At 69.0% G+C, this 23,868-nt stretch carries 22 protein-coding genes; 17 read left to right on the top strand and 5 right to left on the bottom strand.

Annotated elements, in window-relative coordinates; genetic code table 11:
• The first annotated feature begins 136 nt into the window (after positions 1–136).
• Together AB0J58_RS19730 and AB0J58_RS19735 are read left to right on the top strand one after the other, a co-directional pair.
• The gene (locus tag AB0J58_RS19730) at positions 137–688 is read left to right on the top strand and encodes a hypothetical protein (protein ID WP_364217495.1); all 552 of its coding nucleotides are present in this window, start codon (positions 137–139) and stop codon (positions 686–688) included.
• A 19-nt stretch (positions 689–707) separates the two neighbouring features.
• Entirely contained in the window at positions 708–1,679 is a 972-nt protein-coding gene (locus AB0J58_RS19735) for a hypothetical protein (protein WP_364217497.1), read from the top strand.
• A 31-nt stretch (positions 1,680–1,710) separates the two neighbouring features.
• Here AB0J58_RS19735 and AB0J58_RS19740 read toward each other — a convergent pair whose 3' ends face one another.
• Positions 1,711–2,220, bottom strand: coding sequence for a hypothetical protein (locus AB0J58_RS19740; protein WP_364217499.1), 510 nt, complete (start codon positions 2,218–2,220; stop codon positions 1,711–1,713).
• Between the two features lie 128 nt (positions 2,221–2,348).
• Between AB0J58_RS19740 and ppgK the strand changes: the two genes are divergently transcribed.
• A complete protein-coding gene (ppgK, locus tag AB0J58_RS19745) occupies positions 2,349–3,101 on the top strand; it encodes a polyphosphate--glucose phosphotransferase (RefSeq protein WP_364217501.1) in 753 nt (250 codons plus the stop codon).
• Between the two features lie 93 nt (positions 3,102–3,194).
• Here ppgK and AB0J58_RS19750 read toward each other — a convergent pair whose 3' ends face one another.
• Positions 3,195–4,184: an LLM class flavin-dependent oxidoreductase gene (locus AB0J58_RS19750; RefSeq protein WP_364217503.1), complete on the bottom strand. Its 990-nt coding sequence runs from the start codon at positions 4,182–4,184 to the stop codon at positions 3,195–3,197.
• Between the two features lie 266 nt (positions 4,185–4,450).
• Between AB0J58_RS19750 and AB0J58_RS19755 the strand changes: the two genes are divergently transcribed.
• The 12 genes from AB0J58_RS19755 (at position 4,451) to hrpA (ending at position 20,116) form a co-directional block, all read left to right on the top strand.
• Positions 4,451–5,182 (top strand): PIG-L deacetylase family protein, encoded by a 732-nt coding sequence (locus tag AB0J58_RS19755; RefSeq protein WP_364217505.1) that lies wholly within the window; start codon positions 4,451–4,453, stop codon positions 5,180–5,182.
• A gap of 10 nt (positions 5,183–5,192) precedes the next feature.
• Positions 5,193–5,894: a 4-carboxy-4-hydroxy-2-oxoadipate aldolase/oxaloacetate decarboxylase gene (locus AB0J58_RS19760; RefSeq protein WP_364217507.1), complete on the top strand. Its 702-nt coding sequence runs from the start codon at positions 5,193–5,195 to the stop codon at positions 5,892–5,894.
• Positions 5,891–6,685, top strand: coding sequence for a DUF1932 domain-containing protein (locus AB0J58_RS19765; protein WP_364217509.1), 795 nt, complete (start codon positions 5,891–5,893; stop codon positions 6,683–6,685). The genes AB0J58_RS19760 and AB0J58_RS19765 overlap by 4 nt, the downstream gene beginning before the upstream one ends.
• The gene (locus AB0J58_RS19770) at positions 6,682–7,773 is read left to right on the top strand and encodes a 4-oxalomesaconate tautomerase (protein WP_364217511.1); all 1,092 of its coding nucleotides are present in this window, start codon (positions 6,682–6,684) and stop codon (positions 7,771–7,773) included. Before AB0J58_RS19765 ends, AB0J58_RS19770 begins: the two co-directional genes overlap by 4 nt.
• A 60-nt stretch (positions 7,774–7,833) precedes the next feature.
• Positions 7,834–8,787, top strand: a complete 954-nt coding sequence (locus AB0J58_RS19775; RefSeq protein WP_364217513.1) for a VOC family protein — start codon at positions 7,834–7,836, stop codon at positions 8,785–8,787.
• Between the two features lie 115 nt (positions 8,788–8,902).
• Complete coding sequence (locus AB0J58_RS19780) at positions 8,903–9,571, top strand: GntR family transcriptional regulator (protein ID WP_364217514.1); 669 nt, start codon at positions 8,903–8,905, stop codon at positions 9,569–9,571.
• 369 nt (positions 9,572–9,940) lie between these two features.
• Positions 9,941–10,909, top strand: coding sequence for an ABC transporter substrate-binding protein (locus tag AB0J58_RS19785; RefSeq protein WP_364217515.1), 969 nt, complete (start codon positions 9,941–9,943; stop codon positions 10,907–10,909).
• A complete protein-coding gene (locus tag AB0J58_RS19790; RefSeq protein WP_364217517.1) occupies positions 10,906–11,709 on the top strand; it encodes an ABC transporter permease in 804 nt (267 codons plus the stop codon). The genes AB0J58_RS19785 and AB0J58_RS19790 overlap by 4 nt, the downstream gene beginning before the upstream one ends.
• The gene (locus tag AB0J58_RS19795) at positions 11,709–12,494 is read left to right on the top strand and encodes an ABC transporter permease (protein WP_364217519.1); all 786 of its coding nucleotides are present in this window, start codon (positions 11,709–11,711) and stop codon (positions 12,492–12,494) included. The genes AB0J58_RS19790 and AB0J58_RS19795 overlap by 1 nt, the downstream gene beginning before the upstream one ends.
• A 1-nt stretch (position 12,495) precedes the next feature.
• Entirely contained in the window at positions 12,496–13,329 is an 834-nt protein-coding gene (locus AB0J58_RS19800) for an ABC transporter ATP-binding protein (protein WP_364217521.1), read from the top strand.
• 370 nt (positions 13,330–13,699) lie between these two features.
• Positions 13,700–16,003 carry a glycoside hydrolase family 6 protein gene (locus AB0J58_RS19805; RefSeq protein WP_364217523.1) on the top strand — a complete coding sequence of 768 codons (2,304 nt, stop codon included), beginning with the start codon at positions 13,700–13,702 and terminating at the stop codon, positions 16,001–16,003.
• A 219-nt stretch (positions 16,004–16,222) separates the two neighbouring features.
• Positions 16,223–20,116 (top strand): ATP-dependent RNA helicase HrpA, encoded by a 3,894-nt coding sequence (gene hrpA, locus AB0J58_RS19810; protein ID WP_364217525.1) that lies wholly within the window; start codon positions 16,223–16,225, stop codon positions 20,114–20,116.
• A gap of 154 nt (positions 20,117–20,270) precedes the next feature.
• Here hrpA and AB0J58_RS19815 read toward each other — a convergent pair whose 3' ends face one another.
• On the bottom strand, positions 20,271–20,873 hold the full coding sequence (locus AB0J58_RS19815) for a Uma2 family endonuclease (RefSeq protein WP_364217527.1): 603 nt from the start codon (positions 20,871–20,873) through the stop codon (positions 20,271–20,273).
• 211 nt (positions 20,874–21,084) lie between these two features.
• On the opposite strand from AB0J58_RS19815, the gene AB0J58_RS19820 reads away from it, so the two are divergent.
• Entirely contained in the window at positions 21,085–21,744 is a 660-nt protein-coding gene (locus AB0J58_RS19820) for an HAD family hydrolase (RefSeq protein ID WP_364217529.1), read from the top strand.
• Between the two features lie 245 nt (positions 21,745–21,989).
• On the opposite strand, the gene AB0J58_RS19825 is transcribed toward AB0J58_RS19820, so the two are convergent.
• Both AB0J58_RS19825 and AB0J58_RS19830 read right to left on the bottom strand, forming a co-directional pair.
• Positions 21,990–22,295: a DUF5709 domain-containing protein gene (locus AB0J58_RS19825; RefSeq protein ID WP_364217531.1), complete on the bottom strand. Its 306-nt coding sequence runs from the start codon at positions 22,293–22,295 to the stop codon at positions 21,990–21,992.
• A 99-nt stretch (positions 22,296–22,394) separates the two neighbouring features.
• Positions 22,395–22,736: a hypothetical protein gene (locus tag AB0J58_RS19830; protein ID WP_364217533.1), complete on the bottom strand. Its 342-nt coding sequence runs from the start codon at positions 22,734–22,736 to the stop codon at positions 22,395–22,397.
• Positions 22,737–22,995: 259 nt separating this feature from the next.
• Here AB0J58_RS19830 and AB0J58_RS19835 point away from each other — a divergent pair, with 259 nt between their 5' ends.
• On the top strand, positions 22,996–23,853 hold the full coding sequence (locus AB0J58_RS19835; RefSeq protein ID WP_364217535.1) for a helix-turn-helix transcriptional regulator: 858 nt from the start codon (positions 22,996–22,998) through the stop codon (positions 23,851–23,853).
• The last annotated feature ends 15 nt before the right edge of the window (positions 23,854–23,868 follow it).

A 23,868-nucleotide genomic window follows, 5' to 3' on the forward strand; every position in this document is an offset into this window, starting at 1 on the left:
GCCATCTACGGGCCGCCCTTTTACCGTTTCGGCCACGCTGCGTAGTTATTGATCTCTTAAGGTGATCGCAGCGAGTGTGGAAGATCCATTACTTGCTCATCCCCCCGAAGACTCCGTCATTCGGAAGGAAGAGACCTTGCGTAAGAGATTCGCCGCACTCACCTCGGCGGGGGCGGGTGCCTTGCTGTTCATCCTGGCGGCACCGGCGGTGGCGGCCCCCAGCGCCGACACCATCGTCACGTTCACCGTGTCGGCGGGAAGCCTGGACATCACCGCGCCGAACGGTCCGATCGACATCGGGTCCGCAGCTCCCGCCGGTTCGCTCACCGGGCAGATCGGCCTGGTGACGGTCTCCGACACTCGTGGTGGGGCCACCTCGAACTGGACCGCCTCGGTGTTCGCAACGGACTTCACCGTCGGCGCCCTGAACGTCCCCTTCGCCGCGGTGCAGTACTGGTCCGGCCCGGCGACCGCCACCACCGGCGGCGGCACCTTCACTCCCGGCCAGCTCACGGCAGGCGACGCCGTCCCCCTGGCCGGTACGACGGAGACCGCCGTGACGGCCTTCAGCCACGCCGGGGGCACCGGCGGCAGCACGGCCACCTGGAACCCCAGTCTGATCGTCAACGTCCCCATCACGGCCGAGGTGGGTGCCTACAGCGGGACGGTGACACATCAGGTGGCATAACCGGCTCGCTGGAGCGTTCATGCCGACGCTGCTGGCCGCGCTGTTCTCCAGCGCGGCCGGTGCGAGCCCGAGCACCGCCGACCCCCGGGGCACGATCGGCATCCGCCTCCTGGAGGCGCCGGTCAGCCACCGCAACGACCCACGCGCGCTCTCCTACATCGTCGACCATCTCCGTCCGGGCACCACCATCCAGCGAAAGCTGGAGGTTTCCAACACCTCCAGGAGGACCCAGCGGATCCGCCTGTATCCGGCCGGTGCCGACATCGTGCGGAACACTTTCAGCGCGCCGCCGGGCCAGGTCCGGAACGAGCTGGCGAGCTGGATATCACTCGACCGCCCCTCGATCGACGTGGCACCGGGCGGCAAGGAGGTCGCGCAAGTAAAGATCACAGTGCCGCCCGCCGCCTCGCGTGGTGAGCGGTACGGCGTCGTCTGGGCGGAGAGCATGGCCGAACCCGACGCGACCAACCCCGTGCGTGTCATCAATCGGGTCGGGATCCGCGTCTACCTCGACATCGGGAACGGCGGCGACCCGCCCTCGGACTTCCGGATCGAGAATCTGACCCCCAAGCGCGGCACGGACGGCAGCCCGCAGGTGGCGGTACTGGTCCGTAACACCGGTGAGCGGACGCTGGACATGAGCGGGACACTGTCGCTGTCGGACGGACCGAGTGGCCTGCAGACCGGGCCCTTCCCCGCAGACCTGGGAGTCACGCTGCTGCCGGGGGCCGCCGCTCCGGTGATCGTGACCCTGGACCCGCAGGTGCCGGCGGGGCCCTGGAAGGCGAGGCTGACCCTGATGAGCGGCATGGTGAAACGGGCGGTCACCGCCACCATCACCTTCCCCGCGACGGGCACGGGCCCGCCCGTCACGCCCGACCAGGACTACCTGCCCATGGCGGGGCTGATCGCGGGACTGGTCGTGCTGCCCGCGACGGCACTCGGATTCATGGTGCGCCGCAGGCGCCGGTCCGCCTCCCTGGTGAGCTGACGTTCCCACCGGGGAGGCGTCCGGCCACCGGTCACTTCGCGACGTAGAGGACCTTCCAGGTGCCCGCGTACAGGCAGTTCAGCGAGGGCTTGGCGGCCTTGGCCTCCGAACAGACCTTCAGTTCGAGCTGGTAGAGGTCGCGCTGGGTGAACGTGAACGACTTCGGAGTGCCGTACGAGCAGTCGACGACACTGCGGTGCTTGAACGGCAGGTTCCCGTCCGCGGTCCGGTAGGTGAGGCGGAAGACCGCCCAGCCGCAGGAGGACCCCCTGGTCAGGTCGTAGACCTTGCCGGAGATCCGGCCCGTCGCGGCGGCCGGGATGTCGGCGTGGTCCTCGCCGGAGACCGTCAGCGAGCCGTTCGTCTTGGCCTTCCGGCCGGGAGCGTACTTGACGCCCCACTGGATGGTGCGCGGGGTGGCGCTCTCCGCGGCCGTCGTGTCCTCGCCGGCCGGGCCGGTCGCGGCCTGGGCGGCCACCGGAGTGATCGATATGAGTGCGGCGGCGAGGGCGAGTCCTGTCAGGGAACGGGTGATCGTCATGGGAGGGGTTCCTTTCCGGCTGAGATGCCCACAGTCTGAGACGAGGTGCTTTCAACCGGGTTGACCGCCATCTGCAAACGAGTATCAGCCGCCTGTCGGAGGGAAGGGGGCCGGCAGGAGGTGCGTACATGGAAGCGCTGGGAATCGACATCGGCGGGTCGGGGATCAAGGGCGCGCCGGTGGACGTCGCCACGGGGCGGCTGACGCGAGAGCGGTTGCGCGTTCCCACACCGAAGCCCGCCAAGCCCAGAGCGGTGGCCGAAGTGGTGGTGCGGATCGTCCGGCACTTCGGCTGGGACGGGCCGGTGGGCGTGACCTTTCCTGGAGTCGTGGTCGACGGGGTCGCCGGTTCGGCCGCCAACGTGGACAAGGACTGGATCGGCACGAACGTGCGAGAGCTGTTCTCCGCGGAGACCGGCCTGCCGACGACGGTGCTCAACGACGCCGACGCGGCGGGCCTGGCCGAGGTGGAGGCGGGGGCGGCCAGGGGCAGACCGGGGGTGGTCATGCTGCTGACCTTCGGCACCGGGATCGGCAGTGCCCTGCTCATGGACGGCCGTCTGGTGCCCAACACCGAGCTCGGCCATCTGGAGATCAGGGGCAAGGAGGCGGAGAAGCGTGCCTCCGACCACGCACGGGAGGCACACGACCTCGGCTGGGACGAGTGGGCCGACCGGGTGGCCGAGTATCTCGAACACCTTGAGGTGCTTTTCTCTCCCGCGCTGTTCGTCATCGGCGGAGGGGTCAGCAAGAAGGCCGACAGGTTCCTGCCCCGGATCAGGATACGCACTCCGATCGTCCCCGCGGCCCTCCAGAACGAGGCGGGCATCGTGGGCGCGGCCATGGCGGCCTCGCGAAAGCAGCAGAACCGGCCCGCCTAGTGCGAGCCGGGTTTCGGCAGTCCGGCGGTTGACCCCACGCCGCAGCCGGGCTCGACGGGGAGCGGCCCGCGCCGCCGCCGAACGTGCCGGATGTCAGGTGGCGAGGAGGCCGCGGGCTTCCGCGAGGAGTTCGAAGGAGCGCAGCCAGGCCTCCCGGTCGGGGGAGGCCGAAACGGTGATCAGCTCGTCGGCCTGGAACTTCTCGGCGAAGCGGTGGAGATAGTCCGTCACCTCGGCCGGGGTTCCGATGGCGGAGTAGGTGGCCATCTGGAGGATCTGCTGCCCGGCGGGGGAGGCGAGGATGCCGTCCGCCTCCTCCGGCGTGAACTTCCGGCCCCGGCCGAGCAGCAGGCTGACCCGGCTGCGCTTCATGGCCAGGAAGTGCTCCTGCGCCTCGGCCGTGGTGTCGGCCGCGAGGACGTTGACGCCGGCGATGACGTACGGGCGGTCGAGCTGCCGGGACGGCTTGAACTCGCGCCGGTAGAGCGAGACGGCGTCCTGGAGCGCGTTCGGCGCGAAGTGGGAGGCGAAGGCGTACGGCAGCCCGAGTGCGGCGGCGAGCCTGGCTCCGAACAGGGAGGAGCCGAGGATGTACAGCGGCACGTCGGTGCCCTTGCCCGGCGTCGCGTCGACGCCCGGGATCCGGGACTCGCCGGTCAGGTATCCCTGCAGTTCCAGGACGTCCTGCGGGAAGTCGTCCGCGGCCATCGGGGTGCGGCGCAGGGCCCGTGCGGTCTGCTGGTCACTGCCCGGCGCCCGGCCGAGACCCAGGTCGATGCGCCCGGGATGCAGCGTTTCGAGGGTTCCGTACTGCTCGGCGATGGTCAGCGGGGAGTGGTTGGGGAGCATGACGCCGCCGGCTCCGAGGCGGATCGTCCGGGTGTGCGCGGCCACGTGGGCGATGAGGACGCTGGTCGCCGAGGACGCGATGGTGGGCATGTTGTGGTGCTCCGCGTACCAGATCCGCCGGTAGCCCCACTCCTCCGCGCGCCGGGCCAGGGTCACGCTGGCCCGCAGGCTGTCGGCGGCCGTCTCTCCCTCGCCGATGTACGCCAGATCAAGGATGGAGAGTGGAGGAGCCATGGGGAGCAAGCCTTTCGTCGCGGGGAGGGAGGAGCGCGCCCCCCTTCGAGTGCTGTTCAACGGCGTCGGCGCTGCGGTTATTTCAGCGCCGCTCACCGGGCGGGGCAACGGGATCCACCGCCCGGTTGTCCGTAAGGATGGTTAGGGATATTGTTGACAATCTCGTAACTAATTACGTTGGCGGCTCGGGCGCCATTCCGGTGGACTGTTGACGATCAAGCGGACGGCCGGGCCGGGTCGCCGTCTCGGGTATGAGGAGGACGAGTATGCCGACCAAGGGCACCCTGCTGGTCATCACCGCTCATCCAGGTGATTTCGTCTGGCGTGCGGGTGGGGCCGTAGCCCTGGCCACTCGAAGCGGGCAGCGCGCGGTGATCGCCTGTCTCAGCTTCGGTGAACGCGGTGAGTCCGCCGGCCTGTGGCGCCAGGGACGCGGGCTGGCGGAGGTCAAGGCGGTCCGGCGCGAGGAGGGCCAGAAGGCCGCCGCCGCGCTGGGTGCCGAAGTGCGCTTCTTCGACGCCGGTGACTACCCGTTGATCGAGACTCCGGAGCTGACCCGTTCGCTGATCGACCTGTATCGGGGCCTGCAGCCGACCGTCGTGTTGACACACGCGTCGAACGACCCGTACAACATCGATCACCCGGTCGCCGGAGAGATCGCCCGTAAGACGCGAATCCTCGCGCAGGCGCCCGGTGTGCCGGGTGACGGCGAGGTGATCGGTGCCCCTCCGGTGTTCTGTTTCGAGCCGCACCAGCCGGAGGTGTGCGACTTCCGGCCCGACGTCCTGCTGGACATCACGCCGGTGTGGGACCAGAAGCTCGCGGCGATGCGGAGTCTCGGCGCGCAGGGCCACCTGGTGGAGTACTACAGCGATCTGGCGCGCCGGCGCGGGGTGCAGGCCAAGCGCAACAGCGGGCCGAACCTGGGGCTGCCCGTGGAGACGTTCGCCGAGGCCTACCAGCGGGTCTACCCGCAGGTCACCGCAGAGCTGGACTAGGAGGACTCGCGTGGCAGGGCACTATGTCGTACGGAACATGACGCGTCCCGACCCGGACGTCGTCAAGGGGTTGCGCGAAGCCGGGGTGGCCACGGTGCACGAGGCGGCGGGGCGTACCGGGCTGGTGTCGCCGGAGGTCGGTCCCCGCCAGGACGGCGCGGTGATCGCGGGCCCCGCGGTGACGGTGTCGAGCCATCCGGGCGACAACCTGATGATTCACGCGGCTGTGGAGATGTGCCGGGAGGGCGACGTCCTGGTGGTGACGACGACGTCCCCGTCCACCGACGGCATGTTCGGCGACCTGCTCGCCGCGTCCCTGCTCTCCCGCGGAGTGGTGGGGCTCGTGACGGACGCCGGTGTGCGCGACATCGCCGCCCTGCGAGAGATGGGGTTCCCCGTCTGGGCACGCGCCGTCTCGGCGCGGGGCACCGTCAAGGCCACCCCCGGGTCCGTCAACGTGCCCGTCGTCTGCGGTGGTCAGGTGGTGCGGCCCGGCGACGTCGTGGTCGCCGACGACGACGGGGTCATGTGCGTGCCCGCCCGGTCGGCGGCGGAGGTGCTGGCCAGGTCACGGGCCCGGATCGCGGCCGAACGCGACAAGCGCGCGGCCCTGCGGTCCGGCGTGCTCGGCGTCGACATGTACGGCCTGCGCGAGGTGCTGACCCGGCTGGGCGTCGAGTACGTCGACGAACACCCCGAGGGCGCCCTGTGAAACCGCGCGTCGCCTTTCTCGGACTCGGCGAGGCGGGCTACGCCATCGCCTCGGGCCTCAGCGCCCGGGCGCACGTCACCGGCTTCGACCCCGCCTGGGCGGGCCGCCCGGCCGAGTTCACCGTCTCGGCCTCCGCCGCCGAGGCCGTGGCCGGCGCGGACGTGGTCATCGCGCTCACGGCGGCCGTCGACGCACCCGGCGCGCTGGAGTCCGTTCTCACCAGGACCGCGGACACCGCGATCTACCTCGACCTGTCGACGGCGAGCCCGGATCTCAAACGCGACCTCGCGGCCACCGCGACCGCGCACGGGCTGACCTTCGCCGAGGGGGTCCTGATGGCGCCGGTGCTCCGGCTGCCGGTGAGGACCCCCGTCCTGGCCGCGGGCCCCGGTGCCGGGCGGGCCGCCGAGCTGCTCTCCGCCTGCGGGATGGACGTCACCTCGCTCGGCGGGGAGGTCGGCGAGGCGGCGGCGCGCAAGCTGCTGCGCAGCATCGTGGTCAAGGGCCTGACCGCCCTGATGGTCGAGTCGCTGCGGGTGGCGGAGTCGCAGGGGCTGGGGCGGTGGTGCTACGACCACCTGGTCGACACCCTGACCGGGCTCGACGGTGACGTGGTCCGCGGGCTTCTCGACGGCACCGTGGCGCACAGCGTACGCCGCGTGGCCGAGATGGAGGCGGCGGCCTCGATGGCCAGGGCGGCGGGGGAGCCCGCGGCGATGACCCTGGCCACCGCCGAGGTCCTGAGGTCGGTGCCCGGCCGGGGGGTTCCGCGGTTCGGGACGGCGCAGTGAACACCGTGGCGGAGATCGAGGACGCGGGGATCCGGTGCATGCTGATGCGCGGCGGAACCTCGAAGGGGGCATACTTCCTCGCGGAGGATCTGCCCGCCGACCAGGCCCGCCGCGATGACCTGCTGCTCCGGCTGATGGGCTCGCCCGACGCCAGGCAGGTCGACGGGATCGGCGGCGGTCACCCGCTGACGAGCAAGGTCGCGGTGGTGTCGCGCTCGGCCGATCCGCAGGCCGATGTCGACTACCTGTTCCTGCAGGTGCAGGTCACCGAGGCCCGGGTCTCCGCACAGCAGACGTGCGGCAACCTACTGGCCGGCGTCGCGCCGTTCGCCATCGAGCGCGGGCTGATCCCGGTGGACGGCGACACCACCCGGGTGCGCGTCCGGATCGTCAACGGCGGCGGTGTGGCCATCGCCACCGTGGACACCCGTGACGGCCGGGTGAGGTACGCGGGCAGCACGCTCATCTCGGGCGTGCCCTTCGCCTCGGCGCCGGTGACCCTCGATTTCGAGGGTACGGAAGGCTCCGTGTGCGGCAGCCTGCTGCCCACCGGGTCGGTGCGGGACCGGATCGCCGGCGTGGAGGTGACCTGCGTCGACAACGGCATGCCCGTCGTGCTGATGGCGGCCGAGGCGCTCGGGGTGACGGGCCACGAGTCGCCCGCCGAACTGGAGGGCGACGCAACGCTGCGGGCGAAGGTCGAGGAGATCCGCCTCCAGGCGGGCCGGCTCATGGGACTGGGCGACGTGCGCGCGACCACGGTGCCCAAGATGTCACTGGTGGCCGCTCCCCGTGACGGGGGCGCCATCTCGACCCGGACGTTCATCCCGCACCGGGTCCACACCTCCATCGGAGTGCTGGGCGCGGTCTCGGTCGCCACCGCCGTACTCCTTGAGGGCTCGGTCGCCGCCGAGATCGCGGTGAGCGGGCCGCCGGGAGACGTCCTGCGGATCGAGCATCCGACCGGCTTCTTCGACACCTCGATCGAGGTGTCGGGTAGCGGAGCGCGGCTGCGCGTGCACCGGTCGGGGGTGCTGCGCACCGCGCGCAAACTCTTCGACGGCCTCACCTGGCCGCGCCATACCTGACCACCGGCGTGATTTCGAGAACGAGCCCGCCGTGGGCACCACCGACCCTGAGGAGATCCGATGCAGTCAGAAGCGTTCCGCGACATCGCCCATGTGGGATCCGTCGAGCTTTTCACCTCGGTGCCGGAGGAGACCCGCGACTTCTTCGTCGACCTGATGGCGATGAAGGAGGTCCACCGGGAGGGTGACTCGATCTACCTGCACTCCTGGGACGACTACGAGCGGTACACGGTGAAGGTCACCGGCAGGGATCGGGCCGGCGTCGGCCGTACGTTCCTGCGGGCGGCCGGCCCGCAGGCCCTGCGACGCAGGGTCGAGGCCGTCGAGGCGGCCGGCTTCGGCACCGGGTGGAGCGAGTCGGAGTTCGGGCTCGGGCCCGTCTACCTCTTCACCGACCCGGACGGTCACCAGATGGGGCTGTACTACGAGACGGAGCGGTATGTCGCGCCCCCGGAGCACCGGCCGTCGTTGAAGAACCAGGCCTCGGCGTTTCCCGGAAGGGGGGCGAACGTCCGGCGCCTGGACCATGTGAACTACCTGGCCGCCGATGTGCCGGTCGCCTCCGGCTTCATGGCCGGCGTGCTCGGGGCACGGCCCACCGAGCAGATCGTCACCGACGACGGTGAGGTCGCCGCCATCTGGTACTCGGTCTGCGACAAGTCCTACGACATCGTCTACACCGCCGACTGGCGCGGCGCGCGAGGGCGCCTGCACCATGTGGCGTTCGCGACCGACACCCGGGAGGACATCCTGCGGGCCGCCGACGTCTTCCTCGAGGCCGGCATCCACATCGAGACCGGCCCGCACAAGCACGCCATCCAGCAGACGTTCTTCCTCTATGTCTGGGAGCCCGGCGGCAACCGCATCGAGCTGTGCAACGCCGGTGCCCGGCTGATCCTGGCCCCCGACTGGGAGGTCGTCACCTGGACCCAGGCCGAGCGCGCCAAGGGGCAGGCCTGGGGGCTGAAGACCATCGACTCGTTCCACACCCACGGCACCCCGGTGATCGAGTGACGCGCCCGGCATCCCCGGAGGCCCGGAGGCGTACAGATCATGTCGCCGACTTCGGAACCTATAATGTTGACGCCTTCAGTTGCCGCCCTACGGTGACCGAAACGGGAGGAAGGTCATGGGAGCGGACGATCTCCAAGATCTGGTCGCGAAGATCCGCCGCTCGGTGCTGACCGGGCAGTTCGCCGCGGGGCAGCGCCTCATCGAATCCGAGCTGTGCGACTTCTACCAGGTCAGCCGGTCCACCGTGCGGCAGGCGCTGCGTGAACTCGTCGCCGACGGCCTGGTCGAGGTGCAGCGCAACAAGGGGGCACGCGTCCGCACGATCTCCACCGCCGAGGCGGTGGAGATCACCGAAGTACGGATGGTGCTGGAGGGCCTGCTGGCGGCGAAGGCGGCGGAGCGGGTGACACCCGAGCAGGCCGAGAGACTGCTCGGGATCAAAGAGGCGATGCGCGAGAGGGTGGCGGCACACGACCCGCTGGCCTACTCGGATCTCAACGCCGCACTGCACGCTCTCATCCAGGAGATCGCGGGGCAGTCGACCGTCCGGAACATCCTCGTCCGGCTGCAGGGCCAACTCGTCCGTCACCAGTTCCGGCTGTCGCTCCAGCCCGGGCGGTCCGCCGTCTCCCTCGATCAGCACGAGAGGATCGTCGATGCCATCGTCGCCGGCGACCCGGCCGGCGCCGAGGCCGCGATGCGGGCACACCTACGTGACGTGATCACGCAGATCTCGCGATTCCAGAGCCCCGACGTCGACGTGGCGGTGCTCGCCGAAGCCTGATCCGGCACGCACATCCCAGGCCTGTTCCCGGTGTCCAGGCCCGCTTCGGCATGCCCGCGCGAAGGTCCGCCCAAACTGCTCACAAGCTTGGTTCTTCGTTTGGTGAAAAAATCGTTGACAATCGCGTACATGATTTATAGCGTCATCCTCATCAAGCAGCCTCATGGTCGGGGAGAGCAGCCGCCGGTCGGTTGCCGTCCCTCAGCGCGGTAGCACCGCTACCGAAACCCGTACGGGCCCGGAGATCTCCGCGTCGTCGCCCGCCGGTGGACGGCGAGGGAAGACTCGCCCGGCCGACGTGCCTCCTGCGACCACGACGAGCGCCGACGTCAATTCCCCCCGATTTCACCGACGTCCTGGAGAAGTACCGTGATCAGATTCCGCGTAGCCATGGCAGCCGCCTCCGTCCTGTTCCTCGCGGCATGCGGGGGAGGACAGGCGGGACCGTCGGGCGCACCCGCCGGTACCTCGTCCGGCCCCACCTCGGTGAAGGTCAGCGTCATCCCCATCGTCGACGTGGCCCCCATCTACCTCGGCGTGCAGCAGGGCTTCTTCGAGGAGGAAGGGCTGAAACCGGAGCTCGTGCCGGCCCAGGGCGGCGCCGCCATCGTGCCGGCCGTCGTCAGCGGTCAGGTGGAGTTCGGGTTCAGCAACCTCACCTCGCTGGTCATCGCCCGCTCCAAGGGGCTTCCCCTCAAGGTCGTCGCGCCCGGCGCCGGTTCGACGGGGGTGCGGGGCAAGGACTTCGGCGGGGTGGTGGTCAAGGCCGGCAGCCCGCTGAAGTCGGCGGCCGACCTGGTCGGCAAGCGCGTCGCGGTCAACACGCTGGGCAACATCAACGACACCACGGTCCGGGCCTCGATCCGGGCCGCGGGCGGAGACCAGAAGAACGTGAACTTCGTCGAGCTGGCCTTCCCGGACATGCTCGCGGCCCTGGAGGCGGGAAACGTCGACGCGGTCCAGGTCGTCGAGCCGTTCCTGGCGACCGCGCTGAAGAACGGCGATCGGGTGATCGCGTCGAACTACGTGGACGCCGCTCCCGAGCTGACCGTCGCCGGGTACTTCACCTCCGAGCAGACCGCCACCGCCAAACCCGACCTGGTGAAACGCTTCACCGCCGCGATGCGGAAGTCGCTGAAGTACGCCACCGACAACCCTGACGCCGCGCGCAAGGTGCTGCTCACGTACACGAAGATCGACTCGGCGCTGACCGGCTCGCTCACGCTCCCGACCTTCCCCGCGGAGATCAACACCAAGTCGCTCGAGACGTTGATCCAGCTCGCTCTGCAGGACGGCCTCATCCAGGCCGCGCCGAACGTCAACGAGCTGCTGCCGTGACGGTGCGGGAACGGGACGAGAGCCGTCACCGCCCGTTGCCCGGCTGGCTGCTGGGCCTGATCGGTCTGGCGGGGTTCGTGGCGATCCTGGAGCTGGTGCCCAGAGCCGGGCTGGTGGACGAGCGGTTCCTGCCGCCGTTCGGTGCCATGCTCTCGGCGTTGGCGGAGCAGGCCAGGACGGCAGAGTTCTGGCAGGCCCTGCTGGAGACGTTGCGCGGCTGGGCGATCGGCCTCTCGATCGCGATGGCGGCGGGCGTGGTGCTCGGGATCCTGATCGGCGGCATCCCGCTGCTGCGGGCGGCGACGACCTCGACGATAGAGTTCCTGCGCCCGATCCCCTCGGTGGCGTTGATCCCGCTGGCCGTGCTCCTGTTCGGCACGGACATGCGCTCCACGCTGCTGCTGGTGGTGTACGCGGCCTTCTGGCAGGTGCTGGTGCAGGTTCTGTACGGGGTGCAGGACGTGGACCCGGTCGCACGGGAGACCGCGCGCTCCTACCGGTTCGGTCCGCTGACCCAGGTGCGCACGGTGATCTGGCCGACCGCGCTGCCGTACGTGATGACCGGGTTCCGGCTGGGGGCCGCGGTGGCACTGATCCTGGAGATCACCGGTGAGCTGATCATCGGATCCCCCGGGCTCGGCAGGCGGATCGCGGTGGCACAGACCTCGGGTGCGGTGGCGTCGATGTACGCCCTGGTCATCGTGGTCGGTCTGGTAGGCGTGGCGGTCAACGTGATCGCGCGCGCCGGTGAACGCCGGTCGCTGCGCTGGCACCCCTCGATCCGTACGGAGGTGCCGTAGTGAGGGATCCGGGCAGGGGCCTGAGAATCCTGTTGCTGCCGGCTCTGCCGCTGCTGCTGGTCGCGACCTGGTGGCTGACGACGGCGGACAGCACGAACTTCTTCTGGCCGCCGCTGGAGCGGATACTTCGCACGTTCGACGAGACCTGGTTCACCGGCAGATTCACCGCCGACGTGCTGCCCAGCCTGGCGCGGCTGCTCGCGGGCTACCTGGTGGCCGTGGCGCTGGGGGTGGGGCTGGGCACCGCGATCGGGTCCTCACGAACGCTGCGGGCCCTGGTGGAGCCGGTCCTGGAGTTCTTCCGGGCGATCCCCGCGCCGGTGCTCGTACCGATCCTGATGCTGTTCGCCGGCATCGGGAACGAGATGAAGGTGCTGGTCATCGTCTCCGGATGTGTCTGGCCGGTGCTGCTGAACACGGTGGAGGGAGTGCGCGCCCTGGACGAGGTACTGCGCGACACCGCCCGCTGCTATCGGCTGCGACCCCGATCGAGGCTCGTCCATCTGGTGCTGCGGGGAGCCGGCCCGCAGATCGCCGCCGGAGCGCGGCAGGCACTGTCCATCGGCATCATCCTGATGGTGATCAGCGAGATGTTCGCCGCGAGCAACGGCGTGGGGTTCACCATCATCCAGTTTCAGCGCGGCTTCGCGATCCCGCAGATGTGGACCGGGATCATCATGCTCGGACTGATCGGCGTCGTCCTTTCGATGATCTTCCGGGTGGTGGAGAGCCGGGTCCTGAGCTGGTACACCGGTCTGCGCGCCTCGCAACGGACAAAGGGTTGACATGACCACCACACCCATCGGCGCCGCCGCGCGCCCCGAGGCCCCGACCGCGCTGCTCGACGTACGTGACCTGCGCAAGGTGTACGGCGGCGGGAGCCGCAGCGTCGAGGCGGTCCGCAACCTGACCTTCAGCATCGCGCCCGGCGAGCTGGTCTGCATCGTCGGCCCCTCCGGGGCGGGCAAGACCACCCTGCTGAGATGCGTCGCCGGGCTGCTGGACACCACCTCGGGCGAGGTGGTGCTCGAAGGCGAGAAGGTGACCGGCCCGCCCCGCGGAATGGCCGTCGTGTTCCAGGAGTACGGCCGAAGCCTGTTCCCCTGGATGACCGTGCGGCAGAACGTCGAACTCCCGCTGAAGGAGAAGAAGGTCCCCAAGGCCGAACGCCGGCGGCTCGTCGAACAGGCGCTGGAGGCCGTCGGCCTGGCCGACGTCCACAACGCCCATCCCTGGCAGCTGTCGGGCGGCATGCAGCAGCGGGTGGCCATCGCCCGCGCGGTCGCCTATGAGCCGCGCATCCTGCTGATGGACGAACCCTTCGCCGCCGTCGACGCGCAGACCCGCGCCGACCTCGAAGATCTCGTCCGCACCCTGTGGCGGCGCCTCGGGGTCACCGTGCTGTTCGTCACCCACGACATCGACGAGTCCGTCTACCTCGGCCAGCGCGTCATCGTGCTGTCCAACTCGCCGACGGTCGTGCTCGAAGAGGTCGCCGTCGACCTGCCGGACGATCGCGACCAGCTCACCACCCGCTCCCTGCCCCGCTTCGCCGAGCTCCGGGCCCACGTCTACGAGCTCATCCAGCGCGCCAAACGCGGCGACCGGCCGGTGGGCTGAGCGGACCTTTCCGGCCACGGTGACCGTGGACGCCGCGGGCGGCCGCGGCGGCGAAGAGATCCAGGCGGCGGAACACCGAGGGCGTGCTCGGGTCCGGCGGCTCTCACGCGCGGGCAAGCGCTTCCCGGAGGGGAGGATCCGGGAGAGATTCGCAACGTCTCGCAGACCGTTCACCGGTGGCCGCCACGCACTGTTTTGGACCGGTCGTGGACAGGGCTCTGAAACTTTCATCGGGTTCGAAACCCGTTCGGTGAGGTCAGAGGCCGGGGCGGTCCTAATTCAGGGGCTTCGACGTGCAACAAGCTGTACACACGGGTGAAACATCCGGAATATGGGAGCGCTCCCACCACTGTCCTGGAGATGATCGCGCATGAGAGTCAATTCGCGTCGCCAAGCCTGGCGTAATCGGGCGGCGACCACGGCGGCACTGCTGGTGGCCGCCGCCGGCCTTGCCACCGGGCAAGCCGCCACCGCGCACGCCGCAGTCGCCTGCGACGTCGCCTACACGACCAACGACTGGCAGGGCGGCTTCACCGCGAGCGTGACCGTCAAGAACCTCGGTGACCCGCTGAACGGCTGGACCCTCGGGTTCAACTTCCCGACGACCACCCAGCAGCTCACCCAGGGCTGGAGCGCCACCTGGGCGCAGAGCGGCCAGGCCGTCACCGCCAAGAACCTGGACTGGAACGGCAACCTGGCCACCGGCGCCTCGACCAGCATCGGCTTCAACGGCAACTGGTCCGGTACCAACCCCAAGCCGACCTCCTTCACGGTCAACGGCGTGACCTGCGGCGGGACCACCCCCGGTAACCAGCCGCCCACGGTCAGCCTGACCAGCCCCGCCTCGGGCGCCTCCTACCAGACCGGCGCCGCCGTGCCGCTCACGGCGACCGCCAGTGACGACGGCGCGGTCAGCAAGGTCGAGTTCTACGTCGACGGCACGCTGGTCAACACCGACACCACCGCCCCCTACTCCTACTCCGCCACGGGCCTGGCGGCCGGTTCGCACACCGCCAAGGCCAAGGCGTACGACAACGCCTCCCCGGCGCTCTCCACCGAGACCGCCGCGGTCCCCTTCACCGTGGCCGGCACCTCGACCCCGTCGATCGTCGCCTCCCCGACCTCCGTCAGCGTCCCCGAGGGCGGCTCCGCGACCGTCGGTTTCAAGCTCAGCCAGGCACCGAGCGGCAACGTCACGGTCAACCTGAGCAAGACCGGTGACAGCGACATCACCATCTCGCCCTCCACGCTGAGCTTCACCACCGCCAACTGGAACACGGCGCAGAACGTGACGGTCTCGGCTGCCCAGGACGCCGACCAGGCCAACGGCACCGCCAACATCACGGCCGCCGCCAGCGGCCACACCGGCGCCACGGTCACCGCCACCGAGGCCGACGACGACGGCAACCCGCCGATCGGCGAGCACGTCGACAACCCGTACACCGACGCCACCGGTTACGTGAACCCCGACTGGTCGGCCAAGGCCGCCGCCGAGCCGGGCGGCAACGCGGTCGCCAAGATCTCCACCGGTGTGTGGCTGGACCGCATCGCCGCCATCGCCGGCTCCTCCTCGGCCATGGGCCTCCGCGCCCACCTGGAGGAGGCGCTCCGCCAGGACGCGGCCAACGGCAGCAAGCCGCTGACGATCCAGTTCGTCATCTACAACCTGCCCAACCGGGACTGCTCGGCGCTGGCCTCCAACGGTGAGCTGCTCATCTCCGAGAACGGCCTGAACCGCTACAAGACCGAGTACATCGACCCGATCGCCGCGATCATGGCCGAGCCCAGGTACGCGGCCCTGCGGATCGTGTCGATCATCGAGATCGACTCGCTGCCCAACCTGATCACCAACCTCAACCTGGCCAAGTGCCAGGAGGCCAAGGACAGCGGCGCCTACGTCAACGGCGTCCGCTACGCCCTGGACAAGCTGCACGCGATCAACAACGTCTACACCTACATCGACGCCGGTCACCACGGCTGGCTCGGCTGGGACACCAACTTCGGCCCGTCCGCCGACCTGTTCGCGAGCACCGTCTCCGGCACCGTCAAGGGCTTCGACAGCGTGGACGGCTTCATCACCAACACCGCCAACTACTCGGCGCTGAAGGAGCCCCACTTCACCATCGGCACCACGGTCAACGGGCAGACCGTCCGCCAGTCCAGCTGGATCGACTGGAACTTCTACGTCGACGAGCTGTCCTTCGCCCAGGCGTTCAGGAACACGCTGATCCAGAAGGGCTTCAAGTCGAACATCGGCATGCTGATCGACACCTCCCGCAACGGCTGGGGAGGCTCGGCCCGTCCCGGCGCTCCCAGCACCTCCACCGACCTGAACACCTTCGTCAACCAGTCCCGGGTGGACCGCCGGATCCACGCCGGCAACTGGTGCAACCAGAGCGGTGCCGGTCTGGGCGAGCGCCCGCAGGCCAGCCCCGCCGCCGGTCTGGACGCCTACGTCTGGATCAAGCCTCCGGGTGAGTCCGACGGCTCCAGCAAGGAGATCCCGAACAACGAGGGCAAGGGCTTCGACCGGATGTGCGACCCGACCTACACCGGCAACGCGCGCAACGGCAACAACATGAGCGGCGCCCTGGCCGACGCGCCGATCTCCGGCCAATGGTTCTCCGCCCAGTTCCGTCAGCTGCTGCAGAACGCCTACCCGGCGCTCCCGTAGTCCGCTGACCCCGGGTCCCGCCCCCCGCGGGACCCGGAACGGCCCCGTCACCCCCGCCAGGGGGCGGCGGGGCCGCTCTCTTTCCCCCGGCAGGGGCGGATATTGGGATGCGGGGAGGCGGCGGGTCAGGCAGCATGAACGGTTGGGGCTTCACACGGGGGCCTTCGAAGGGCACGCGTGAGCCGTCAGGCGCGAGCCGAAAGTATCCTGGGTTTCAGTATGGGAACGCCTCCTTTGACATCTCCGCTCTCCGAGTTGCACACGCGCCTGCCCGAGCTCACGCTCCGTGACCAACGGCGGCTACGACGCAGGCTCGACGGGGCTCGCAAGGTCAGAAACCGGGCCGCGCAGCAGAAGATCACCGTCGAGATCACCGCCGACATCGAGCGGGCCGAGCGCCGGGTCGCCCGACGTCGCGCCGGCGTTCCCGCGATCACCTATCCGGAGGCGCTGCCGGTCAGCCGGCGCAAGGACGACATCCTGGAGGCGATCCGCGACAACCAGGTCGTGATCGTCGCCGGTGAGACCGGCTCGGGCAAGACCACCCAGCTGCCGAAGATCTGCCTGGAGCTCGGCCGGGGCGTCAGAGGGCTGATCGGGCACACCCAGCCCCGCCGGATCGCCGCCCGTACCGTGGCCGAGCGCGTCGCCGAAGAGCTCGACACCCCGCTCGGTGACGCCGTGGGCTACAAGGTGCGCTTCACCGACCAGGTGAGCGACGGCACGCTCGTCAAGGTCATGACGGACGGCATCCTGCTGGCCGAGCTGCAGAACGACCGCGACCTCGACCAGTACGACACGCTGATCGTCGACGAGGCGCACGAGCGCAGCCTCAACATCGACTTCATCCTGGGCTATCTCAAGCAACTGCTGCCGCGCCGCCCCGACCTGAAGGTGATCATCACCTCGGCGACCATCGACCCCGAACGCTTCTCCAAGCACTTCGGCGACGCGCCGATCGTGGAGGTCTCCGGCCGGACCTACCCCGTCGAGGTGCGTTACCGGCCGATCGCCGAGGACGACGACCAGATCCAGGCGATCGGCAGCGCCGTCGACGAGCTGTGCGCCGAGGGACCAGGCGACATCCTGGTCTTCCTCAGCGGCGAGCGGGAGATCCGCGACACCGCCGAGGCGCTCGCCAAGCGCAAGGACGCCGAGATCCTGCCGCTGTACGCCAGGCTGTCCGCCGCCGAGCAGCACAAGGTCTTCCAGCGGCACACCAGGCGCAGGGTCGTGCTGGCCACCAACGTGGCCGAGACCTCGCTGACCGTGCCCGGCATCAAGTACGTGGTCGACCCCGGATTCGCCCGCATCTCCCGCTACAGCCACCGGACCAAGGTCCAGCGCCTCCCCATCGAGGCGATCTCCCAGGCCTCGGCCAACCAGCGCAAGGGCCGCTGCGGCCGGGTCTCCGACGGCATCTGCATCCGGCTGTACGAGGAGGACGACTTCGTCACCCGGCCGGAGTTCACCGACCCGGAGATCCTCCGTACCAACCTCGCCTCGGTCATCCTGCAGATGACCTCGATCGGCCTGGGCGACATCGGGGCCTTCCCGTTCGTCGAGCCGCCCGACCAGCGCCAGGTCAGGGACGGCTACGACCTGCTCCAGGAGCTGGGCGCCTTCGACCAGGGGCGGCAGATGACCCCGCTCGGCCGCAAGCTGGCCGGGCTCCCCGTCGACCCGCGACTGGCCCGCATGGTGCTGGAGGCCGACCACAACGGCTGCGTCCGCGAGGTCATGGTCATCGCCTCCGCCCTGTCGATTCAGGACCCGCGCGAACGTCCGGCCGACAAGCAGCAGGCCGCCGACGACAAGCACCGCCGGTTCGCCGACAAGGAGTCCGACTTCGTCTCGTACCTGAACCTGTGGAACTACCTGCAGGAGCAGCAGAAGGAGCTCTCCTCCAGCGCGTTCCGGCGCCTGTGCAAGGCGGAGTTCCTCAACTACCTGAGGGTCCGCGAGTGGCAGGACGTCTACGGCCAGCTGCGCCAGATGTCGAAGACCCTCGGCGTCGCCCTCAACAGCGCCCCCGGCGACGAGCAGAAGATCCACATCTCCCTGCTCTCCGGCCTGCTCTCCCACGTCGGCGTCAAGGACATCGACAAGAAGACCACGGAGCCCGGTGCCCGCCGCGGCACGAACGAGCCGCGCAGGCCGATGACCGAGTACATCGGCGCGCGCAACGCCCGGTTCGCGATCTTCCCTGGTTCCGCGCTCGCCAAGAAGCAGCCGCTCTGGGTGATGTCCGCCGAGCTGGTGGAGACCTCCCGGCTCTGGGCCCGGGTCAACGCCAAGATCGAACCGGAGTGGGTCGAACCGCTCGCCGCGCACCTGATCAAACGCACCTACTCCGAGCCGCACTGGGAGAAGAAACAGGGCTCGGTGATGGCGTACGAGAAGGTCACCCTGTACGGGGTGCCGATCGTGGCCCAGCGCAAGGTCAACTACGGCCGCATCGACCCCGAGCTGAGCCGGGAGCTGTTCATCCGGCACGCCCTGGTCGAGGGCGACTGGGAGACCCACCACGCCTTCTTCGCCGAGAACCGCAAGCTCCTCGAAGAGGTCGAGGAACTGGAGGAGCGGGCCAGGCGCCGCGACATCCTCGTCGACGACGAGACCCTGTTCGACTTCTACGACCAGCGCGTTCCCGCGGACGTCGTCTCGGGCCGGCACTTCGACTCCTGGTGGAAGAAGGCCCGCGCCGACCAGCCCGACCTGCTCAGCTTCGAGAAGTCGATGCTGATCAGCGAGTCGGCGGGCGACGTCAGCCGGCGCGACTACCCCGACGTGTGGCGCCAGGGCGGCCTGCGCTTCCCGCTGACCTACCAGTTCGAGCCTGGCACCGACGCCGACGGCGTCACCGCGCACATCCCGCTCGCGCTGCTCAACCAGGTCAACGTCGAGGGGTTCGACTGGCAGATCCCCGGGTTGCGCGAGGAGTTGCTCACCGCGCTCATCCGCAGCCTGCCCAAGAACATCCGGCGTAACTTCGTCCCGGCCCCCAACTACGCCAAGAGGATCCTGGAGCGGGCCAAGCCCACCCAGGAGCCGCTGCTCGCGGTGCTGGAGCGCGAGCTGCTCAACCTGACCGGCTTCCAGGTGACCCGCGAGAACTGGCAACCGGACCTGGTCCCGGACCACCTCAAGATCACCTTCAGGGTGACGGACGGCCGCAGGCAGAAACTGGCCGAGAGCAAGGACCTGGCCGACCTCAAGCGGCGCCTCGCCCCCAAACTCCGCCAGACCCTCTCCAAGGCCGCCGACGGCCTGGAGAGAACCGGCCTGACGGGGTGGACCGTGGGCGCGCTGCCCAAGACGTTCGAGCAGCGCAGGATGAAGGCCTATCCGGCGCTCGCCGACGAGGGCGCCACCGTGGCGGTACGGATGTTCGAGACCGAGGCCGAGCAGCGCCGGGCCATGTGGGAGGGCACCCGCAGGCTGCTGCTGCTCAACACCCCGTCCCCGGCCAAATGGGTGCTCGGCCGCCTCGGCAACCAGTCCAAGCTCGCCCTGAGCCGGAGCCCGCACGCCGGTGCCGTCGCCCTGTTCGACGACTGCATCGCCTGCGCCGCCGACCACCTCATGAACGAGTACGGCGGGCCGGTCTGGGACGAGTCCGCCTTCACCGCCCTGCACGAGGCGGTCCGCGCCGAGCTCTTCGACACCACGGCCGAGACGGTCGCTCGCGTGGAGAGCATCCTCAAGGTCTGGCACACCGTCTCGACGCTGCTGCCCGAGTCCCGGGGGACGCCCGCGATCGAGGACATCCGCGACCAGGTGGCCAACCTGGTCTACCCGGGCTTCGTCACCGAGACCGGTTACAAGCGCCTGCCCGACCTGCTCCGCTATCTCAAGGGGGCCGAGCGGCGGCTGGAGAAGGTGCACGAGGACGCGTTCCGCGACGGGGAGCGGATGGGCAAGGTGCACGACATCGAGGACGACTATCACGAGCTGGTCGAGAAGCTCCCCCCGGCCCGCCGCGCCGACGACGACGTCCGGCAGATCCGCTGGATGATCGAGGAGCTCAGGGTCAGCTACTTCGCCCAGACCCTCGGCACCCCGTACTCGATCTCCGACAAGCGCATCCGCAAGGCGATGGAGAAACTCTGACGGTTCACACAGGGAGGCGAACCGTCTGGCTTGATTTCGCGGAGCCGTTGCCACATCTCGACCACCGCTCACCTGGCGCTGGTCGCCCTGAGGTCTCCGGCTTGATGTCGGCGGAACCGTTGCCACGAGCCGAGGCTCCGCCGGATCGCGAGAGTTACAGGAAGATCGAGGTGTCGAGGTCGAAGTCGACGGGGGAGGGGATCCGGAGCGGTTTGCCCAGCTGGACGCGTGTGACGGTCCGGTAGGCGCCGTCCTCGGGATCGCTGAGAACCGTTGCCGTTCCAGGGGTGACGATCGGGTCGACGAGCAGCATGATCGGCACCCCGCCCGTGGCGTAGATGCGGGGTTTGTCGTCGCGGTCGGTTCGGGCGCTCCCTGGGGAGACGACCTCGGTGACCATGATCAAACCGGAGGAGCGCAGCTCCAGGGCACCCCAACGCGGGCAGTCCGCGGGGGCGATGACGAAGTCGGGGATGAGGCTGTCTCGGGGACCGTCGATGCAGATGTTCACTCCGCCCACGTGTGCGCGCCAGTCGCGCTCCATGACGACCGGCTGCAACGCGTAGGAGAGGAGCGTCGCGCTCCAGCTGTGTTCGGGGGTGCCCACGGGGCTCACGATCAGACTCCCGTCGATGACTTCGGCGCGGAAGCCGGGGGTGGGGGGCAGCGTTTCGAGGAGATCCCGCGCCGTACGAGCGGGTGGCGGATCCTTCGAGGAAGCATGGTGTGAGGGACGTCCCCGTGTCGTTGCCACCATCGCCCTATCCCCCTCCGTGTTCGACCAAGCACGCTAAGTGTCGCACGGACTCTCTTTGGGGCCGGGACACATGCCCTCCGGTTATGGATCAGCTTGGCGGGGTGTCGGCAGAGGGGCGCGTTTGTACGAGGGGGCTCGCTCCGGAGTGGTCCTCGGCTGTCCGTTTTGCCGGGTCGGGCTACGATCAGATGGGTTTGGGAAAGGGGGCGGCGTGGTCAGGGCGCTGGTGTTCGACGTGGGTGAGACGCTGATCGACGAGACGCGGATCTGGTCGCGCTGGGCCGATCGGCTCGGTGTCACCCCCTTCACCATGCTCGGCGTGCTGGGCGGCATGGCCGCGCTCGACCGGTCGTTCGAGGACGCGTTCCGGCTGCTGCGGCCCGGGTTCGACGTCGAGGCCGAGCAGGAGGCGTGGAAGCGTGACGACCCCGCCGGGCTCCGGGTGAACTTCGACGCCGACGACCTCTATCCGGACGTACGGCCTGGCCTGGCCGCGTTGCGCGGGCTCGGGTACGAGCTGATCATCGCGGGCAACCAGCCGCCGCAGGCGTATAACGCGCTGGCCGAGATGGATCTGCCCGTCGACGCGATTCACACCTCCGACGGCTGGGGTGTGTCCAAGCCCGATCCGGGCTTCTTCGCGAAGGTCGTCGCGGTGTCGGGGCGCGAGGCCGGCGAGATCCTCTACGTGGGAGACCGGCTCGACAACGATGTCCGGCCCGCCCGCGCGGCCGGAATGTGGACCGCGCTGATCCGCCGGGGCCCGTGGGGTCACCTGCACGCCGCCCGCCCTGAGGCGGCCGAGGCCGACCACGTCATCGACGACTTCCCCGGCCTCGTCGCGGCGCTGACTCGCGAGACCGGCGGTTGATCGCGGACCGCTCGCGGTGCCGGGGCGGGGGGGGTGCGTGTCTCGTGGACCCTGTTACTGACGATCAAAATGGGCGTTATCCAGAAGGTTCCTGATCATTGCAGGTCAGGGGCGTGATCATGGGTAACGTCGAGCCTCAGGTTCAGCAGCCGATCCAGGTGTCCACGCGGGGCCGGGTACCCGGCACGTGGCTTCGACGGCGTCCTCGGTGAGGACACCGCGAAGGGCCTTCCGCACGAGCCGGATCAGTCGGGTTCGATGTGGATGGCGCGTTCCTCGGCTGACAGGTCTCCGCTGTCGGGGCCGACATCCCGGGCGTACTCCTCGGACGTCTCGTCCGGGCCGATGCCCTCATCGGGTGCCACCAGCCGGTCCTCCTCGCGTGGCGGCCGTCGCTCGTGGTTCGGGGCCTCACGCCAGAGACGTTCGTCAAGCGTGTCCCGATGTTCGGGGTCGTCCGGGCGGATCTCGTGGTGCAGACCGAGGTCATCGGTCCACTCCTCGACCTCGACCGCCTGCTCGTCGCTTAGACCTTTACGGTCCGGGGGCATTTGACTCATATTCCGGCCTTACCCGTTTTACGCCCGAAAACCCACAGGTCAGAGCATGGCTCGGCGGCCGCCGAGCCATGCCGCACCAAGCGGGTACGGTCACCCGTCGCCGAGCCAGACGAGGTCGGAGCCGAGCCGGTACGCGGCGCTCCGCACGCTCGTCCACCGGCCGAATCCCCTGATCGCGCCGACGGTGGCCGCGTCGCCGCCCGGCAGGGCCAGTCCGTACGCCACCACCCGCGCCACGATCTCCTCGTCCTCGGCCTCCCGGACCAGCGCGAACACGCGGGGCAACCCTCCGGCCAGTGCCCGCACCTCCTCCCTGCTGAGCGGCGAATCGGACTGCCAGGACAAACCGCCCCCGCCGTCTCCGGTCTCGCCGTGCCGTGAGCCCATGCCGTGGTAAACAGTCGGGTAGTCGGAACCGTTGAAGTGCTCCATCTCGGGTGCTTCCTTCCGGCATCGGGACCGGGGCGGGCGTGGCCTGTCAGCGAAGCCCGCCCCGGTCTCCTTCTCTTCCTTGGTGTTCGTACGACCACAGGGCTCTCCGGTTGACCGGTAACTGCCGAACCGTGCACTTATTGTGATCGCCTCCTCACTCTGAGTATAGTTGCATGCACGACACGTGCTCCACAAGTTGTCCAACTTGATTGTTTGAGCTGGCATCCGGTTTGCGTTGATCTGTTCAGGAAGGAGGAGCGTGGCTGCTCCAAAGTGGGTCACGTTGCGTTCTCAGTGGCTCGGCCAGCAGCTCCGGGAGTTGCGCGAGGCCAACGATCTGCTCCTCAAAGACGTGGCCGAGTATCTGCAGCGAGATCCGGGCACCGTCAGCCGCTTCGAGTCCGGCGGCTATCCCATCCGACGCCCGGACCTGCTGGCTCTTCTCGATCTGTACGGCGTGGCCGACGGCAGGCGCCGCGAGAGCCTGATGAAACTCAGCCAGGAGGTCTGGCAGAAGGGTTGGTGGGACGGATACGCCAACGAGGTCGCCGGTGCGTTTGTCGACTATGTGTGGCTGGAGTCCCGCGCGGCCGAGATCCGTACCTTCGACAACACCCTGCTCCCAGGTTTGCTGCATACCTCGCAATACGCGCGGGCAGCGATCACGGCGGCCGAGTACGACGCGAAAAGCGAGCAGATCGACCGGTGGGTCGAGCTTCGCATGACTCGCCAAGGGATTCTCGAAAGAGAAAACCCACCCCGGTTCTCAGCGATCATCGATGAGGCCATCCTGCGTCGCGAGGTCGGTGGCGCAGGGTGTTTGTCAGCGCAGCTGCGACACCTGGCGGGCCTTATCGCCGAACCGAATGTCGAGATTCGTGTGCTGCCGTTCAGTGCTGGGGCGCACGCCAGTCCAACCGGTGCGTTCCGTATTTTCTCGATGGAGAAACCGTTTCCCGAGATCGGCTATGCGGAGACCCCAAAAGGGGCTATCTATGTTGAATCACCCGATACTCAACGCTTCATGCAGGCGTACGATGAATTGCGAGAGCTGGCTCTCACGCCTGAGGAGTCGGCTGAGTTGATCTCCGTGACAGCAGAGGAACTGCTGCGGTGAAACCGATGAAAGGGC

Source organism: Streptosporangium sp. NPDC049644 (genome assembly GCF_040675205.1).
GTDB classification, from domain to species: Bacteria; Actinomycetota; Actinomycetes; order Streptosporangiales; family Streptosporangiaceae; genus Streptosporangium; species Streptosporangium fukuiense.